The following is a 16,627-nucleotide window of genomic DNA, read 5'->3' on the forward strand; positions in this document are numbered from 1 at the left end:
GGGAAGGGCGCATAGCTTAAAGCAAAACGCCCGGGGCTCGTAGGCGTAAGGACGGCCGGGGCCTTGATGAAAACTTCAAACCATAAAAAAACGGCGGCCATTGGCCGCCGTTTTCAGATCAGGCTAACGCCGATCAGACTTTCTGCGCTTCGTTCTCAGCGTCGTCCTGCACCACTGGGATTTCCAGCGGTTTGGGTTGCGAGGAGAGCAACGCCATGATCAGGGCGGCCAGATACGGGAGCGACTGCACCAGCAGCATGATCACCCAGAACTTCACGTCATAACTTGGCAGGCCCTGGACGATGCCGATACCCAGGGCGGCGCCCCACAGCAGCAGCATGACGAACACTTCTTCGCGAGCCTCGGCCAGGGCGACCATCAGGCCGTGGCTGGAGCGCATCTTCGGGGTGCGGAAGAACGGGATGGTCTTGGTGAACATGCCGTACAGCACCGCCTTGGCGATGGTGTGCGACAGCGCCAGGCCAGCCACCGCCGCGCAGAAGGCATCCTTGAGGTTAACGCCCACCGCCCGCTGGTAGAGGAAGATGATCTTGCCGACTTTGAACAGGAACAGCGCAAGCGGCGGAATCGCGAAGATCAGCAGCGGTGGGTCGACCCGTTGCGGCACGATGATCATCGCCGCCGACCACAGCAGCGCACCGGCGGTGAAGAAGATGTTCAGGCCATCGGCGACCCACGGCAGCCAGCCGGCGATGAAGTGATAACGCTGGCCGCGCTTGAGCTCGCTGTCCTTGCCAGCCAGCAGCTGACGGGCGTGGCCCTTCATGATCTGGATGGCGCCGTAGGCCCAGCGGAAGCGCTGCTTCTTGTAGTCGATGAAGGTATCGGGCATCAGGCCCTTGCCGAAGCTGTCGTGGGCGTAGGCGGCCGAATAGCCTTTCTCGAACACGCGCAGGCCCAGTTCGGCATCCTCGCAGATGGTCCAGTCGGCCCACTTCAGCTCGTCCATCACGGTACGGCGGATCATGGTCATGGTGCCGTGCTGGATGATCGCGTTGCGGTCGTTGCGGGTCACCATGCCGATGTGGAAGAAGCCCTTGTACTCGGCGTAGCAGAGCTTCTTGAAGGTGCTTTCCTCACCGTCGCGATAGTCCTGCGGCGACTGCACCACGGCAATTGCCGGGTCGGCGAAGTGCGGCACCATATGCTTGAGCCAGTTGCGGTCGACGCAGTAGTCGGAGTCGATCACCGCCACCACTTCGACGTCTGGCGCGGTGTGCGGCAGGATGTAGTTCAGTGCACCGCCCTTGAAGCCATGCAGCGGTGCGACGTGGAAGAAGCGGAAGCGCGGGCCGAGTTCCTCGCAATAGTCGCGCACCGGCTCCCACACCGCCGGGTCCTTGGTGTTGTTATCGATGATCAGGACTTCGAAGTCCGGGTAATCGAGGTTGGCCAGGGCGTCGAGGGTCTGTTTGACCATCTCCGGCGGCTCGTTGTAGCACGGCACGTGGATCGACACCTTGGGCCGGTAATGGCTGTCGCCGACCACCGGGGTGAACGGCCGGCGGCGCTGCGTCCACACCGTCTCGGCCAGCTCGTGGGCTTCGGTGAGCAGCACGATGAACACGCCGATGGCGCCGACGCCGAGCAGCACACCAACCAGAGTGCTGAACCAGGTGCTGTACTGCTGGCTGTAGTCGTAGCCGATCCACACCAGCGCCGAGCCGCCAGCGAAGGCGACGAAGGTCAGGAAGGTGCGGCCGCGCTGGCGCAGGGCACTGCCGTCGATCAGCATCAGCGCCAGCGACAGCAGCGCCATGACCACCGAGGCGACGGCCAGCATTCGCCATTTCGGAATGGCGACTACCGGGCCTTCGAAGTTGAATTTCGGTTGGCGATCGAGGTTGTAGACGCCCCAGTAGGCACCCACCGAACCTTCGTCGCCGGCTTTCCACGGCTGGTCGAAAGCCTCGATCACGAAGTAGTTGTAGCCCTGGGCGTTGAGCGTGGTGACCAGGGTACGCAGGTAGATAGCCTGGTCCGCCTGGGTCGCCTCGGCACCGCCACGTACCCGGCCGTTGCTCGGCCAGCCGACTTCGGAAAGCAGCAGCGGTTTTTTCGGGAACAGTTTCTTCAGGTCGCGGGCGCGGTCCAGGGTGAACTGGGTGGAGTCCTTCATGGGAATGAATTCCCAGTAGGGCAGCACGTGAGCGGCGATCAGGTCGGCGTGGTCGGCCAGCTCCGGGTATTCCTCCCAGATGTGCCACTGCTCGGAGGTGGTGACCGGCACCTTGACCGCCGAACGCACGCGGTCCATGTAGGCGGTCAGCTGCTTGACGGTGACTTCACGGCGGAATAGCGCCTCGTTACCGACCACCACGCGAACCACGCTGCGCGAGTGGTTGGCGATGTCGATAGCCTTGGTGATTTCGCGCTCGTTGCGCTCCTCGTCCGGGCTGATCCACACGCCCAGGGTCACGCGCAGGCCGAATTCCTCGGCCAGCGCAGGAATCTTGTCGAGGTCGCCATCCACCGAGTAGGTGCGGATGCTGTCGGTCTGCTTGGACAGCAGCTCCAGATCCTCACGCATCTCCTGATCACTCGGATAGACGCCGGTTTGTGGGCTCTGTCCCTGGCGGAACGGCGAGAAGGAATAGCCGGAGATCTGTTCCGGCCAATCGGGGGCGGTGACGGGGCGGTTGTAGAGCGCCCAGATACCGGTGAACAAGGCGGCAATCGCCAGGAAAACAACGAGATTGAGACCGAACTTGCGCGAAAGCATGCTGTGTAGGGTTCCGAAGGGTGGAACGGGGAGAAGACCGGCGAGCGCCGGCTGGCGCGCATGCTACTCCGTCGATGATTGACTGTATAGCACAGCTCCGGGGACCTGCCCGGCTATCTGCGCCGGCTTGTATCGCCGCACTGCAATCACCGGCCCGATGGTGCTTGGGAAGCGCTGCCGGCCTTCTTATAATGCCCGCCCGGAAAGAGGAGCCCCCATGTCGTTCGATGAACAGCGTTTCGCCGGTATTGCCCGGTTGTATGGCCGCGAAGGCGCCGAGCGACTGGCCGCGGCCCACGTGGCTGTGGTCGGCATTGGCGGTGTCGGCTCCTGGGCGGCCGAAGCCTTGGTGCGTTCCGGGGTGGGCGAAGTCTCTCTGTTCGACCTGGACGATGTCTGCATCAGCAATACCAACCGCCAGGCCCACGCCCTGCAGGGGCAGGTAGGGCGCGCCAAGGTCGAGGTGATGGGCGAGCGCTTGCGAGCCATCAACCCCGCGTGCGTGGTGCACGAGGTGGCCGATTTCGTGACTCGTGAGACCATGGCCGAGTACATCACGGTCGAGCTGGATGCGGTGGTCGACTGCATCGACAGCGTGGCCGCCAAGGCGGCGCTGATCGCCTGGTGCAAGCGCCGCAAGATCGCCCTGGTGACCACCGGCGGCGCCGGCGGGCAGATCGACCCGGCCCAGGTGCAGGTGGCGGATCTGAACAAGACCTTCAACGACCCCCTGGCCGCCAAGGTGCGCTCGACCCTGCGCCGCGACTACGGCTTCTCCCGTACGCCGGGGCGCACCTACAGCGTGCCCTGCGTGTTCTCCACCGAGCAGCTGCGCTACCCAGGCGCGGACGGCGGTGTGTGCCAGAGCAAGGCATTCGTCGGTGAGGGCGTGAAGCTCGACTGCGCCGGCGGTTTCGGCGCGGTGATGATGGTCACCGCCACCTTCGGCATGGTCGCTGCGGCGCGCATCGTGGACAAAATCGTGGCTGGGGCCAGGCGCCCAAGCGAGCGCGTCGCGCCGCCCGTTTAACCCGCTTCGATCAGCCGGCGCATCTGCTGCACCACGGCGTTCATGCCGCTGGCCCGTGAGGGCGATAGCTGACGGGCGAGGCCGAGCTGGGCGAACCAGTCGGCGATGTCCAGCCCAGCCAGCTCGTCTGCAGGCAATCCGTTGACCCGGGCCAGCAGCACGGCCAGCAGGCCGCGTATCAGCCGGGCATCGCTGCTGGCGCGAAAGTGCCAGCGGTCATCCTGTCGTTCACCAGTGAGCCACACCTGACTTTCGCAGCCATGCACGCGATCCGCTTCGTGGCGTTCGGCCAACGGCTCCAGGCGCTCGCCCCATTGCATCAGCAGGCGCGCGCGCTGTTCCCAGCCGGGGCAGGCGGTAAAGGCGTCGAGCGCTTCCTGCGCAGCGGTCGGCAGGGTCATCGCAACAACTCCAGGGCTTTGTCCAGGGCAGCGAAGAAGCGCTGCAGGTCGGCCTCGTCGTTGTAAATGCCGAGGGATACGCGAATCGCGCCGTTCACGCCCAGGCGCTGCAGTAGCGGCATCGCACAATGATGACCGACCCGCACGGCGATGCCTTGTTCGGTGAGCAGGTGGGCGAGATCGCCGCTGTGGATACCGTCGACGGTGAAGCAGGCCAGTGCAGTTTTCGGCTCGCCAAGCAGGCGCACACCTTCATGGCGTTGCAGGCCTTCCAGCAACACCCGGTGCAGCGCTGCTTCGTGGCGGCTGACCGCGTCGGCGTCGAGGTGCTCGAGGTAGTCCAGTGCTGCGCCGAGGGCGATCACCCCGGATACCGCCGGCGTACCGGCTTCCAGGCCGAGCGGGGCGGGGCGGAAGGTCGCGGCGTGATAATCCGCCTGCTGGACCATCTCACCGCCGAACTGCCAGTGGTTCAGGCGCTGCAGCGCGTCGCGCCGGCCGTAGAGCAGGCCGACGCCATCGGGCCCATACAGCTTGTGGCTTGAGCAGACGTAGAAGTCGCAGCCCAGCGCCTGCACGTCCTGGCGGCCATGCACCACCGCCTGGGCGCCGTCCACCACGGTCAGGGCGCCGTGCTTCTGCGCCTGGCGAATCAGCGGCTGCACGTCCTGCCAGCGCCCCAGCACGTTGGAGAGCTGGCTGAGGGCGAGCAGCCGGGTACGCGGGCCGATCAGCGCGGTGGCCTGCTGCGGGTCGATATCGCCAGCGGGAGTGAGCGGCAGGATCACCAGTTTCAGGGATTTGCGCGCGGCCAGTTGCTGCCAGGGCAGCAGGTTGGCGTGGTGTTCGGCGGCGCTGACGACGATCTCGTCGCCGGCCATGAACACCGACTCCAGCCCATAGGCGAGCAGGTTGAGCGATTCGGTGGCGCCGCGGGTGAAGACGATCTCGTCGCGGCTAGCCGCATTCAGCCAGCTGGCCGCCTTGTCACGGGTCGCCTCGAAGGCGCGGGTGGCGCGTTCGCCTGGCAGGTGCTGGGCACGGTGCACGTTGGCAGCGCCGCCAGCGTAGTAGGCCAGCAGGGCATCGAGTACGGCCTGCGGCTTTTGCGCGGTCGCGGCGCTGTCGAGGTAGGTCTGGCCGTCGGCGTCGAAGGCCCCGAGGCCGGGGAAGTCGGCGCGCCAGGGGGAAATCAGGGTCATCCGGATCTCGTCACGCTGGATGTGAAAACGGGCTGTGCCAACGAAGACGTCAGTCTATCGCGCGCACAGCCCGTTCGGGCGAAGCCTGGGCTCAGTTGTGAGCGTGCAGGGCTTCGTTCAGCTCAATGGCCGACTTGTTGGTCTTGCACTCGACGGCGCCGCTCTGGGAGTTACGACGGAACAGCAGGTCAGTCTGACCAGCCAGATCACGACCCTTGACCACCTTGACCAGGTTGTTCTGGTCGTCGAGCAGGGCGATCTTGGTGCCGGCGGTGACGTACAGGCCGGCTTCGACGATGTTGCGGTCGCCCAGCGGGATGCCGATACCGGCGTTGGCGCCGATCAGGCAGCCTTCACCCACGGAGATGACGATGTTGCCGCCACCGGACAGGGTGCCCATGGTCGAGCAGCCGCCGCCCAGATCCGAACCCTTGCCGACGAACACACCGGCGGACACGCGACCTTCGATCATGCCCGGGCCGGCGGTACCGGCGTTGAAGTTGACGAAGCCTTCGTGCATCACGGTGGTGCCTTCGCCGATGTAGGCGCCCAGACGAACCCGTGCGCTGTCAGCGATACGTACGCCGCTCGGCACCACGTAGTCGGTCATTTTCGGGAACTTGTCCACCGAGAAGACTTCCAGCAGGTCGCCCTTGAGGCGCGCTTCCAACTGACGCTCCGGCAGCTCGGCCAGGTCGACCGCACCCTGACTGGTCCAGGCGACGTTGGGCAGCAGCGGGAAGATGCCGGTCAAGTTCAGGCTGTGTGGCTTGACCAGGCGGTGAGACAGCAGGTGCAGCTTGAGGTAGGCCTCGGGCGTGCTGGTCAGTGCGGCGTCTTCGGCCAGCAGGGTGGCGACCAGCGGCTTGGCGCTTTCGGCCAGGCGGGTGAGCAGCGCGGCTTGTACCGAGTCGACGTGCTTCAGGGCGCTGGCCAGTTCACCGGCTTGCTGATTGGTGATGGCGATGGCTTGGTTGCCGCCGGTATAACCGAGTTTCTCGGTGACCTTGGCGACCAGTTCGGCGCTCGGGTTGAGCAGCGGCTGGGCATAGAACACTTCCAGCCAGGTGCTTTGACGGTTTTGCGTGCCGACCCCGAAGGCCAGGCTGAACAGAGTATTGGACATGAGCTTTTCCTTGCAGCGAATTCGATTGAGGTGGCGATATCAGGCCAGTTCGGCGGCGTAACGCTCGGGTTTGAAACCGATCAGGGTGCGGGTGCCAAGGTCCAGCACCGGGCGCTTGATCATCGATGGTTGGGCCAGCATCAGGTCGATGGCCTTGGCCTGGTCGAGATCGCTTTTCTGCGCGTCGTCGAGCTTGCGGAAGGTGGTGCCGGCACGATTGAGGATGGTTTCCCAGCCGTGTTCGTCGCACCATTTCTGCAGGTTGCCGCGGTCGATGCCGGCGGTCTTGTAATCGTGGAACTGGTAAGTGGCACCGCGCTCGTCGAGCCAGGTGCGGGCCTTCTTCATGGTGTCGCAGGCCTTGATGCCATAAAGCACGTAACTCATTGGTCTACCTCTGGAGGACTCCACTCGTCGAGTCCCCGTTGCTGCTTGTGAATACCGAGGCCGCCGATTATGCCACGTCGATTCGGCTTGCGGCGCATCCGCCTGCACGCTGCTGGCGTTAGAATGCACCGGCCCTCGCCAGGCGGCCGTCATCGCAAAGGATCTCTCCCCTCATGCAGCTTCTCTACACCATTCTGATCATGTTGCTGGTGGTCAGTGGCACCCGTATCAGCGCGCAATTCATTCCCTTGCCGCTGCCGATCCTGCAGATCGTTATCGGCGCCTTGCTGGCGGTGCCAGCGCTGGGCCTGCACGTACGCCTGGACCCGGAGTTGTTCCTGCTGCTGTTCATCCCGCCGCTGCTGTTCGTCGATGGTTGGCGCATGCCCAAGGGGCAGTTTCGCAAACTGCGCGCGCCGATCCTGTTCCTGGCGTTCGTGCTGGTGTTCGTGACTATTCTGGGCGCCGGATATTTCATTCACTGGTTGCTGCCCCAGGTTCCCCTGGCCGCCTGTTTCGCTCTGGCAGCGGTGCTATCGCCGACCGATGCGGTGGCGGTATCGGCGATTACCCACGGGCGCCTGCCCAATACGCTGAACAATCTGCTGCAAGGCGAAGCCTTGATGAACGATGCCTCCGGTCTGGTGGCATTCAAGTTCGCCGTGGCAGCCACCCTCACCGGGGTGTTCTCGTTCACCGATGCCAGCCTGCAGTTCGTGCTGGTAGCCGCCGGCGGCCTGCTGATCGGCATGGCGCTGAGTTACCTGCTCGGTCGCCTGCGCGCCTGGATGATCGCCCGAGGCTGGGAGGAGCCGGCGCCCCATGTGCTGCTCATGCTGTTGTTGCCTTTTGCGGCCTATGTGGCGGCCGAGCACCTGGGGCTGTCTGGAATTCTCTCGGCGGTGGCGGCCGGCATGATGCAGAGCCGCCTCGACCTGTTGCCACGGCAGACCACCACGCGGCTGCTCAACCGTGGCGTATGGGCGATGCTCGAGTTCACCTTCAACGGCCTGATATTCCTGCTGCTGGGCCTGCAGTTGCCGGACATCATCAAGGCGGTGATCGGTGATCATGCCGACGCCTGGCACCTGCTGTGGCCGGCGCTGGGCTATGTGCTGGCGATCTACGGAGTGTTGATGGTGCTGCGTTTCGTCTGGGTGTACTGCTACTGGCGAACCTCCGGCATGCTGCGGCGCTGGCGGGGCAAGTCGACACGCTTTGCCGGGCAATCGCGCATCGCGCTGACTGCAGTGCTGACCATCGGCGGCGTGCGCGGTGCGGTGACCCTGGCGGGCGTGATGTCGCTGCCGCTGCTGCTCAACAATGGCGAGGCCTTTCCCGAGCGGAACCTGCTGATCCTCATTGCCGCCGGGGTGATCCTGGTGTCGCTGCTGGCCGCCAGTGTGTTGCTGCCCCAGCTGCTGCCACGGCTGCCCCAGGATAACGTGGCGTTGCACGAGGCCGAGCTCAATCAGCACCGCGCCCAGGTGCTGGAGGCGGCGATACGCTGCCTGGAGGCCGATGAGGAGAAGGCTGCCGATACCGACAGCGCCATCGCCACGGCGGAGATCCGCGCCAAGCTGATGAGCGAATATCGAGACCTGCTCGAACGTGCACGCACCCGGCGTGCCGAGGAGTCGCGCGAGTATCAGCGCCAGTGTGACCAGCTCGAATACCGCATGCGCCTCAATGCCCTGCGCACCCAGCGGCTGGAGCTGTACCGGATGCGCAAGGATCATCAACTGGACGACGACATGCTGGCCGAGATCCTCCGCGATCTGGATAACGCGGAGGCGCGGCTGCTCAAGGGTTAGGAGAAGTGCTTAGAAACTGTTCATGATCTTGCAGCTCAGGTTCTTCGATTTTGGCAGCCAAGTGGCGGTAGTGGTCATCGGTGCAGTATCTGTGGGAGCGGGCCATGCCCGCGATTTTTCGCGGGCATGAACTAGGCGTCCCCGCCCGCTCCCACAATGGATCATTTACGGCTGCCTTTTCCCGTGGAAACGGCCGTTCGCGAACTCGTGGGAGGGGCTTTAGCCCCGAGCTATTTGTTTGCCTTGAAAAAGACTCGAGGCTAAAGCCTCTCCCACAAAGCACCATGCCCACCGTCCGCTTTCACCTTGTAGCTGCAGCTTTATGCATAACGATCGTGAACAGGTTCTTACAGCAAGTAGTGCTTGAGTTCCCGGGCGATCAGTAGGCGCTGGATTTCGCTGGCGCCTTCGTAGATCTGGGTGATGCGTGCGTCGCGGTAATAACGTTGCACCGGGAAGTCCTCCAGATAGCCGTAGCCACCGTGTACCTGCAGGGCCTTGGAACATACCCGCTCGGCCATTTCCGAGGCGAACAGCTTGGCCTGGGAGGCCTCCGATAGACACGGCTGGCCGGCGCTGCGCAGGCGTGCGGCATGCAGGGTCAGCAGGCGGGCGGCGTTGATCTGGGTGTGCATGTCGGCTAACAGGTTGGCGATGCTCTGGTGTTCGCCAATCGGCTTGTCGAACTGTACCCGTTCGCGGGAGTAGAGCAGGGCGGCTTCGAAGGCAGCACGGGCGATACCGACCGCCTGGGCGGCGATGCCGATGCGCCCGCCTTCGAGATTGGACAGGGCGATGCTCAGGCCCTTGCCGCGTTCGCCGAGCAGGTTGGCGGCAGGAATGCTGCAGTCGTCCAGGGTGATGGCGCAGGTATCCGAGGCGCGGATGCCCATCTTGTGTTCGCTGCGCTCGATGCGAAAGCCTGGGGTATTGGTGGGCACCAGAAAGGCTGAGATACCCTTCTTACCCAGCTCGGCGTCGGTCACCGCGAAGACGATGGCCAAGCCCGCGCGGCGGCCATTGCTGACGAACTGCTTGGCGCCATTGAGCACCCAGCGGCCGTCGCGCAGCTCGGCGCGGGTGCGCAGGTTGTGGGCCTCGGAGCCGGCCTGGGGTTCGGTCAGGCAGAAGCAGCCGATTACTTCGCCGCTGGCCAGGCGCGCCAGCCATTCGCCTTTCTGCTCGTCGCTGCCGTAATTGAGCAGCGGGCCGCAGCCTACCGAGTTGTGCACGCTCATCAGGGTGCCGGTGGCACCGTCGGCGGCGGATACTTCTTCCACGGCCAGGGCATAGGCCACGTAATCCAGATAGCTGCCGCCCCAGGTGTCCGGCACGATCATGCCCAAGAGGCCCATCTCGCCCATCTGGGAGACCGCCGCGTCGTCTATCCAGCCTGCCTTTTCCCAGTCCTGGGCGTGGGGCGCGATGGCGCGCCGGGCGAACTGCCGGGTGCAGTCGCGGATCATGCGTTGTTCTTCGTTCAGCTCGATGTCGTGCATAGCGACCTCTCTGTTGTCATTGACCCGCGCCGGATCACGGCTTTCGGGCAGTCAGGCATCTCCTGGATCACAGGGGATGCCTGCTACAGAGTCGCCCAGGAACGGGCGAATCGCAAACGCAGAAAAAACGCGTGGTGAGGGGCATCACCACGCGGCGGGGTCAGTGCGGCTGGCGCAGCTGTTCGAGCAGCTCGGCATCCGGGTAGCCGTCGGCTGGCCAGCCCAGGTGCAGCTGGAAGGCGCGGATGGCCTTGCGGGTGTTGGCGCCGATGATGCCGTCGGCATGGCCGGAGTCGAAGCCGCGCGCGTTGAGGCGTTCCTGCAGTTCGATGCGCTCGCTGCGGCCCAGCTGGCGGTCGCCCTCTGGCCAGCTGGCCTGTACAGCGTTGCCGCCACGCAGCGCGTCGGACAGCAGGCCGATAGCCAGGGCGTAGGAGGTCGAGTTGTTGTAGCGCAGGATGCTGCGGAAGTTGTTGAACAGCAGGAACGCCGGCCCACGGTGCCCGGCCGGCAGCAGCAGGGTGGCGGTGGCGTCGTCACGCGGTGGGCTCAGGGGCTGGCCCATCGGTCGCACGCCCAGCTCGCGCCACTGCGCCAGGCTGCGGCGCACTTCCGGATCGGCCTGGGCGTAGTCGAAGCCCTTCGGCAGATGGACTTCGAAGCCCCAGGGCTGACGCAGCTGCCAGTTGCCGCTTTGCAGGTAGTGAGCGGCCGAGGCCAGGGCATCGGCGGTGGAGGTCCACACGTCGCGCTTGCCGTCGCCGTCGAAATCCACGGCGTGCTCGTTGTAGGTAGTAGGCATGAACTGGGTCTGGCCCATGGCGCCGGCCCAGGAACCGACGAGGCTCTCGGGAGCGATGTCGCCATGCTGGAGAATCTGCAGCACGGCCAGCAACTGCCCCCGCCAGAAGGCCTGACGACGGCCTTCGTAGGCGAGGGTCGCCAGCGAGCGCACCACGTTGTGGCTGCCTATGTTGCTGCCGAAGTTGCTCTCCAGGCCCCAGATGGCGACCAGGGTTTCGGCGTCAACGCCGTAACGCTGTTCGATCTGGTTGAGGGTGGCACGGTTCTGGGCCAGCAGAATGCGCCCGCGAGCGACCCGGCTCGGCGACACCGCGCCCTTGAGGTATTCCCACACGGGGCGGCTGAATTCGGGCTGGCTGCTGTCGGCCTTGACCACATCCGGGTTGGGCGTCACGCCGGCGAAAGCGCGGTCGAACAGGGTCGGGCTGATACCGGCGGCGATGGCGTCGCTGCGCAGCAGGTCGCGCCACTGTTCGAAGGTCAGCTGCTGGTCGACGGGCTGGCTGTTGGCATCGGTTGCACTCGGCGCGGCACTCGTGGACGCCAGGGGCTGGGCAGGGGCATCGGCGCAAGCCGTGAGCAAAAGCAGGAAGCTGGCCGCAGCGGTGGCAGGCAGGCCGCGAATGAACAGGTTGGGCATGGTCATCTCAACACGTTTTGCAGGCGACCACCTTAGCACGGATGAGGGGAAATTCGGGCCGGGCGAGTTTTTCAAGCCGCCACAAACGAACAAGCCTCCCAGTTTTGCTGGGAGGCTTGGCGGTTGTAGCTGCCTTTTCCTTTGCCGGGGCGCTCCTGGCGTGAGCGGAACAGCGGCTGGGCGATGATGGATTTGGCCTTGTTGGGGCACTTCTTCTTGCTCATGGCAGATCCTCGATCGGTGCCCGCCCGGATAGCGAGCGGCGCGAATGATGCGCCGCTGCAGAGCCAATGTCCATACGCAAGGTAGGCTTAAGCGCCAAGCTTCAGACGTTGCCCGGCCATCATCAGCACCAGGCGCGACAGGCTGGCCCAGGGATCACCCGGCGCCTGGCCCTTGACCTGTGCATCGATCTGCTGGGCATCCATCAGCAGGGCGTTCCAGCGTGCCGGCGTGTGTCGCTGCAGGGCCTTGCTGACCAACGGGCGGCGCTTGTCCCACACCGGCGGGCGGGCGGAGGCGAAGGCCTTGTCCAGCGGGATGCCCTGGCCATGCTGGTAAGCAATGTTGGCCAACTGGCGCAGTTCGCGGGCCAGCATTACCACGATGAACAGCGATTCCTGACCCTCACCGCGCAGGCCGTCGAGCATGCGCAGTGCGTGGGCGGCTTCGCCATTGAGGATGGCGTCGATCAGGCCGAAAACGTCGTAACGGGCGCTGTCGGCGACAGCGGCCTGCACGGTGCCGGCATCGATCTGCTGGCCATCGGCGAGCAGCTTGAGCTTCTCGATTTCCTGGGCGGCGGCCAGCAGGTTGCCTTCGACCCGCGCGGCGATCAGGTCGACCGCATCGGCACTGGCGTTCATGCCGGCCTGGGCCAGGCGCTGGCGGATCCACTGCGGCAACTGATTGGCATCCACCGGCCAGATCTGCACGAACTGGCAGTTGGGCCCGTCGATGAGCGCCTTGGCCCACTTGGTCTTCTGCGTGCTGCCATCGAGTTTGGGCAGGGTGATCAGCAGCAGGGTGTCTTCCGGCGGACGATTGAGGTATTCGAGAATCGCCGCCGCGCCCTTGTCCCCAGGCTTGCCGTTGGGGATGCGCAGCTCGATGACGCGCTTCTCGGCGAACAACGACAGGCTGGCGCCGGCTTCGTAGAGCATGCCCCAGTCGAAATTGGCCTCGGCATGAAACACTTCGCGCTCGGTGAAACCCTGGGCGCGGCTGGCGCTGCGGATGGCGTCAGTGGCTTCCTGGCAGAGCAGGGCCTCATCGCCACATACCACGTAAACCGGGGCGAGGGTGCCTTGCAGGTGTTTGCCGAGTTGGGCGGGAGCGAGTTTCATGGGTAAGCCTGAGAGGCCTCGTCCGTCTTGGAACGTCTTTAGATCTTGCGAGCTAGAGCCCTGCAAGGCCTAAAAGGCCTCACAAAAACAGGCGAGGAACGGTCGGAGTCGCGGGCGACTGTACTTTTGTACATGAGCATTCCGCGCCTGTTTTTAACGCCGCAGGGCCGACGCGCAGCAGATCGTAAACAGGTTCTTACTGGACAGGTAGTTCGATGGGCGACTGCTGCGGCTGCGCGGCTTCACGCTGACGGGCTGCTTCCAGGGCGTCGGCTTCGGCCTTCGCCTTGGCTTCGGCGGTCTGCTGCAGTTCGTCCAGCTGTGCCGGGGTGATCTGCTGCAGGCGCAGAGTCAGCTGTTGCACCAGGTCGCGGCGCATTTCGGTGCGCAGCTGGGCAGCCTGCTGGTCGTTGCCGATCAGGTTGTTGGAGTCCTGCACGTAATAGTTCTGCACTTCGAGCGTGTTGCTCAGCAGCAGCAGGTTCTTGGCGCCACGGATCTCGTAATTCAGCGTCATGGTGCGCTCGTACTCGACGCTGCGCGCCGAGCTGGTGTAACTGGCCGAACGCTGGCTTTCCTTCTCGCCTGCCAGGTACAGCTTGTAAGCGGCGCCCTGGAACACTTTTACGCCGTTGTTCTCGAGCACGTCCTTGACCTCACGCACGGTGTCGCCGTAAGTGTCGCGTGCGCTGACGTCGAGCTCCTTGAGGGCGAACTGCACGTCGCCGGTGCCACGCAGCTGGAAGCCGCACGCGCCGAGCAGGCCTGCCAGGCCGATTACCAACAGATTGCGCTTGATCATCTCGTATCCCCTTGTCCTGCCGGCTCCGCTGGCCGGCATGGCCGAAACTCTAGACCGGATGCCGGTCGCCAGAGGCGACCAGCCGTTCCCTGTCGCCTCAACCGGCGACGATATTGACCAGCTTGCCAGGCACCACGATGACCTTGCGGATCGTCAGCCCTTCGGTGAAGCGTTGTACGTTCTCGTTGCTGCGCGCTGCGGCCTCGACCGCCTCGCGGCTGGCATCGGCCGGCACTTCGATCTGCCCGCGCAGCTTGCCGTTGACCTGGATCACCAGGGTCAGGCTGTCCTGCACCAGAGCCGACTCGTCCACCACCGGCCAGCTGGCGTCGATGATGGCTTCTTCGTGGCCCAGCTCCTGCCACAGTTCGTGACAGATGTGCGGGGTGATCGGGGCGAGCAGCAGGGCGACGGTTTCCAGGCCTTCCTGGATCAGGGCGCGCTGCTGGTCGGTGTCCTGGGGGGCTTTTTCCAGCACGTTCATCAGGGTCATCACCTGGGCGATGGCGGTGTTGAACTTGTGGTGCTGGCCTACGTCCTGGGAGGCCTGCTTGATGGCCAGGTGGATGGCGCGGCGGATTTCCTTGCCGGCGTCATCCAGCTTGGCGACATCCAGCACACCCGGCAGGCCCTGGGCGACGTGGCCCTGGGCCAGACGCCAGACGCGGCGCAGGAAGCGGTTGGCGCCTTCGACACCAGCATCCGACCATTCGCAGCTCATGTCGGGCGGCGAAGCGAACATCATGAACAGGCGGCAAGTGTCGGCGCCGTAGGCATCGATCATCGCTTGCGGGTCGACACCGTTGTTCTTGGACTTGGCCATCTTCTCGGTGCCGCCGATTTCCACCGGAAGTCCGTCGCTTTTGAGAACAGCGGAGATGATCTTGCCTTTGCTGTCGCGCTCGATTACCACGTCAGCCGGGTTGATCCAGGTCCTATTGGTCACTGGGCCGCGGTAGTAGGTCTCAGCGACCACCATGCCCTGGGTCAGCAGGTTCTTGAACGGCTCGTTGGAGGTGACCAGGCCCTCGTCGCGCATCAGCTTGTGGAAGAAGCGCGCATAGAGCAGGTGCAGGATGGCGTGTTCGATACCGCCGATGTACTGGTCAACCGGCAGCCAGTGGTTGGCCGCGACTGGGTCGACCATGCCGCCGGTGTAGTGCGGCGAGGCGTAGCGGGCGAAGTACCAGGACGACTCCACGAAGGTGTCCATGGTGTCGGTTTCGCGCTTGGCCGGTGCGCCGCATTTCGGGCAGCTGCATTCGAAGAATTCCGGCATGCGTGCCAGCGGCGAGCCGGCGCCATCGGGCACCACGTCTTCGGGCAGCACCACCGGCAGCTGGTCTTCCGGCACCGGTACGTCGCCACAGCTGTCACAGTGGATGATCGGGATCGGGCAGCCCCAGTAGCGCTGGCGGCTGATGCCCCAGTCGCGCAGGCGGAACTGGGTGCGGGATTTGCCGAGGTTCTTGCGCAGCAGCGCCGCTTCGATGGCGTCGAACGCGCCTTCGAAGTCCAGGCCGTCGAACTCGCCGGAGTTGATCAGCTGGCCGTGCTCGCCATAGGCGTCCTGCCATTCGCTACCGACTTCATCGCCGGCGCTGGTACGCACCACGGCCTTGACCGGCAGGTGGTACTTGCGGGCGAAGGCGAAGTCGCGCTCATCGTGGGCCGGAACCGCCATCACCGCGCCATCGCCGTAATGCATCAGCACGTAGTTGGCGACCCACACCGGCAGCTTCTCGCCGGTCAGCGGGTGCTCGACGAACAGCGAGGTCGGCAGGCCTTTCTTTTCCTGGGTGGCCATGTCGGCTTCGGCGACGCTGCCAGCCTTGCATTCGGCGATGAACGCCTGCAGCTCGGGGTTCTCCTTGGCGGCCAGGGTGGCCAGCGGGTGCTCGGCAGCCACGGCGACGTAGGTTGCACCCATCAGGGTATCCGGGCGGGTGGTGAAGACTTTCAGCGCACCGGCTTCGCCAATGGAGTCGACGTTGTAGGGAAACTGCACTTCCATGCCGCGGGATTTGCCGATCCAGTTGCGCTGCATGGTCTTGACCTGTTCCGGCCAGCCATCGAGTTCGTCCAGGCTACTCAGGAGTTCATCCGCGTAGGCGGTGATCTTGAAGTAGTACATGGGGATCTCGCGCTTTTCGATCACCGCGCCGGAACGCCAGCCGCGGCCGTCGATGACTTGCTCGTTGGCCAGCACGGTCTGATCGACCGGGTCCCAGTTGACGGTACCGTTCTTGCGGTAGATCACGCCTTTTTCGAACAGGCGGGTGAACAGCCATTGTTCCCAGCGGTAGTAGTCCGGCTTGCAGGTGGTGACTTCACGAGACCAGTCGATGGCCAGGCCCAGGCTTTTCAGCTGGGACTTCATGTAGGCGATGTTCTCGTAGGTCCACTTGGCCGGCGCCACGTTGTTCTTCATGGCGGCGTTTTCCGCCGGCATGCCGAAAGCGTCCCAGCCCATGGGCTGCAGCACGTTCTTGCCCTGCATGCGCTGGTAGCGGGCAATCACGTCACCGATGGTGTAGTTGCGCACGTGCCCCATGTGTAGCTTGCCGCTCGGATAGGGGAACATCGACAGGCAGTAGAAGGTGTCCTTGCCGGGTTGTTCGCTGACAGCAAAGGAGTTCTGCGCGTCCCAGTGGGATTGCGCGGCGGCTTCGATTTCACGTGGCTGATACTGTTCGTGCATGGCTACTTGCGCTAGGGAAAGGGGCTTTCGGGAAACGCCGTAGCATACATGACCCCCCTTGGCAGAGGGAAACGCTGATTGCGCGGCGCGCTGTCGACGGCGCCATTTGTCGTCGCGGCAAGCCGGCTGCGG

The 16,627-nt window shown here is 64.5% G+C and carries 13 protein-coding genes; 2 read left to right on the top strand and 11 right to left on the bottom strand.

Going from position 1 to position 16,627, the window contains the following annotated elements; all coding sequences use genetic code 11:
- Positions 1-133: 133 nt before the first annotated feature.
- Entirely contained in the window at positions 134-2,743 is a 2,610-nt protein-coding gene (locus FB481_RS01925) for a glycosyltransferase (protein ID WP_093503946.1), read from the bottom strand.
- 217 nt (positions 2,744-2,960) lie between these two features.
- Here FB481_RS01925 and tcdA point away from each other — a divergent pair, with 217 nt between their 5' ends.
- Entirely contained in the window at positions 2,961-3,773 is an 813-nt protein-coding gene (tcdA, locus tag FB481_RS01930; RefSeq protein ID WP_147174909.1) for a tRNA cyclic N6-threonylcarbamoyladenosine(37) synthase TcdA, read from the top strand.
- Here the strand turns inward: tcdA and FB481_RS01935 are convergent.
- The 4 genes from FB481_RS01935 to FB481_RS01950 form a co-directional block, all read right to left on the bottom strand.
- The gene (locus tag FB481_RS01935; protein WP_147174910.1) at positions 3,770-4,174 is read right to left on the bottom strand and encodes a SufE family protein; all 405 of its coding nucleotides are present in this window, start codon (positions 4,172-4,174) and stop codon (positions 3,770-3,772) included. The genes tcdA and FB481_RS01935 overlap by 4 nt on opposite strands.
- A complete protein-coding gene (locus tag FB481_RS01940) occupies positions 4,171-5,376 on the bottom strand; it encodes an aminotransferase class V-fold PLP-dependent enzyme (protein WP_147174911.1) in 1,206 nt (401 codons plus the stop codon). The genes FB481_RS01935 and FB481_RS01940 overlap by 4 nt, the downstream gene beginning before the upstream one ends.
- Positions 5,377-5,467: 91 nt before the next feature.
- Entirely contained in the window at positions 5,468-6,502 is a 1,035-nt protein-coding gene (dapD, locus tag FB481_RS01945; RefSeq protein WP_147174912.1) for a 2,3,4,5-tetrahydropyridine-2,6-dicarboxylate N-succinyltransferase, read from the bottom strand.
- A 39-nt stretch (positions 6,503-6,541) separates the two neighbouring features.
- Complete coding sequence (locus FB481_RS01950) at positions 6,542-6,889, bottom strand: ArsC family reductase (RefSeq protein WP_093503937.1); 348 nt, start codon at positions 6,887-6,889, stop codon at positions 6,542-6,544.
- Between the two features lie 173 nt (positions 6,890-7,062).
- Between FB481_RS01950 and FB481_RS01955 the strand changes: the two genes are divergently transcribed.
- Positions 7,063-8,703: a Na+/H+ antiporter gene (locus FB481_RS01955; RefSeq protein WP_147174913.1), complete on the top strand. Its 1,641-nt coding sequence runs from the start codon at positions 7,063-7,065 to the stop codon at positions 8,701-8,703.
- A gap of 347 nt (positions 8,704-9,050) precedes the next feature.
- Here FB481_RS01955 and FB481_RS01960 read toward each other — a convergent pair whose 3' ends face one another.
- The 6 genes from FB481_RS01960 to leuS form a co-directional block, all read right to left on the bottom strand.
- Positions 9,051-10,202 (bottom strand): acyl-CoA dehydrogenase family protein, encoded by a 1,152-nt coding sequence (locus FB481_RS01960; protein ID WP_147174914.1) that lies wholly within the window; start codon positions 10,200-10,202, stop codon positions 9,051-9,053.
- A 160-nt stretch (positions 10,203-10,362) separates the two neighbouring features.
- Positions 10,363-11,646, bottom strand: coding sequence for a lytic murein transglycosylase (locus FB481_RS01965; RefSeq protein WP_147175037.1), 1,284 nt, complete (start codon positions 11,644-11,646; stop codon positions 10,363-10,365).
- A gap of 71 nt (positions 11,647-11,717) precedes the next feature.
- Positions 11,718-11,870: an alternative ribosome rescue factor ArfA gene (gene arfA / locus FB481_RS01970; protein WP_147174915.1), complete on the bottom strand. Its 153-nt coding sequence runs from the start codon at positions 11,868-11,870 to the stop codon at positions 11,718-11,720.
- An 87-nt stretch (positions 11,871-11,957) separates the two neighbouring features.
- Positions 11,958-12,992 (bottom strand): DNA polymerase III subunit delta, encoded by a 1,035-nt coding sequence (holA, locus tag FB481_RS01975; RefSeq protein WP_093503931.1) that lies wholly within the window; start codon positions 12,990-12,992, stop codon positions 11,958-11,960.
- A 196-nt stretch (positions 12,993-13,188) separates the two neighbouring features.
- A complete protein-coding gene (lptE, locus tag FB481_RS01980; RefSeq protein WP_093503929.1) occupies positions 13,189-13,794 on the bottom strand; it encodes an LPS assembly lipoprotein LptE in 606 nt (201 codons plus the stop codon).
- Between the two features lie 97 nt (positions 13,795-13,891).
- A complete protein-coding gene (gene leuS, locus FB481_RS01985; protein WP_147174916.1) occupies positions 13,892-16,495 on the bottom strand; it encodes a leucine--tRNA ligase in 2,604 nt (867 codons plus the stop codon).
- Positions 16,496-16,627 lie beyond the last annotated feature (132 nt).

Source organism: Pseudomonas sp. AG1028 (assembly GCF_007993955.1).
GTDB lineage: Bacteria > Pseudomonadota > Gammaproteobacteria > Pseudomonadales > Pseudomonadaceae > Aquipseudomonas > Aquipseudomonas straminea.